Raw genomic sequence first — 1,302 nt, 5'->3', positions numbered from 1 at the left:
GCGGCCGAGGCCGACCGCGCCCACCTGGCGGCCGTGCGGGCCGAGGCGGACCGGCGCGAGGGCCTGGCGCGGCTGGCCGGCCAGGTGGAGACCATGCGGGCGCGCGTCGAATCGATCGACGACAGCGTCGCGCGGCTCTCCGAACGCATTGAACAGGCCGCGGCCCGCGCTCAGCAGTCCAAGGCGGAATTCGAAACCGTGCAGGCCCGCGTCGGCGAGCTGGACCAGGGCGAGGTGGGCCTCGACGAGCACCACGAGCGAACGGTGGCCGCGCTGCGGCTGGCCGACGAGCGCGTCGCCGAACTGCAGTCCGCCGAGCGCGACGCCGAACGCCGGGTGGCCTCGCTGCGGGCGCGCATCGACGCGCTGTCGGTCGGGCTGGAACGCAAGGACGGCGCGGCCTGGCTGACCGAAAACCATCCGGCAGCAGGGCTTTTCGGGCCGATCGCCAAGCTGGTCAAGGTTCGCTCCGGGTACGAGGCGGCGCTGGCCGCGGTGCTGGGGTCCGCGGCCGACGCGCTGGCCGCCGAGAGCTTCGGCGCGGCCCGGTCCGCGGTGGCCGCGCTCAAGCAGGCCGACGGAGGGCGCGCGGCGCTGGTGCTGGGCGACTGGCCCGCCGACCTCCCGGCTTCGCGGGACGCGCTGCCCGGCACCGCCCTGTGGGCGCTGGACCTGATCGACGCGCCCGAGCGGCTGCGCGGAGCGATCACGGCGATGCTGTCGGGCGTCGCGGTGGTCGACGATCTGGACCGGGCGCTCGAGCTGGTGGCGGCGAGGCCCCGGTTGCGCGCCGTCACGCTCGACGGCGACCTGGTGGGCGCCGGCTGGGTGAGCGGGGGCTCCGACCGCAAGCTGTCCACCCTCGAGGTGACCTCGGAGATCGACAAGGCCGGCAGCGAGCTGGCCGCCGCCGAGGCTCAGGTCGCGCAGCTGACCGCGGCGCTGTCCGGCGCGCTGACCGAGCAGGCCGCGCGCCAGGACTCCGCCGAGCAGGCCCTGGCCGCGCTCAACGAGTCCGACACCGCGATCTCGGCGATGTACGAGCAGCTGGGCCGGCTCGGGCAGGAAGCCCGCACGACCGACGACGAGTGGACCCGGCTGCTGCGGCAGCGCGAGGAGCTCGAAGCGGGCCGCGCGCAAACGGTCGAAGAGGTCACGGAGCTGGAGAACCGGCTGCGCAACGCCCAAGAGACCCAGCACGTGCACGCCGAGGAGCCCAACCATGCGGAGGTGCGGCAGCGGATCGCCGCCGCCGCCGACGCCGCCCGCAGCGCCGAGGTCGAGGCCCGGCTGGCGGTGCGC

The 1,302-nt window shown here is 75.7% G+C and carries 1 pseudogene; it reads left to right on the top strand.

Features of this window, described 5'->3' with window-relative positions:
* Positions 1-1,302: pseudogene (locus tag HMPREF0591_RS29840) on the top strand (chromosome segregation protein SMC); the annotation flags it as partial.

It is taken from the genome of Mycobacterium parascrofulaceum ATCC BAA-614 (genome assembly GCF_000164135.1).
Classification (GTDB): domain Bacteria; phylum Actinomycetota; class Actinomycetes; order Mycobacteriales; family Mycobacteriaceae; genus Mycobacterium; species Mycobacterium parascrofulaceum.
The sequence above is the reverse complement of the archived record's forward strand: the minus strand, read 5'-3'. Positions and strand labels throughout refer to the sequence as shown.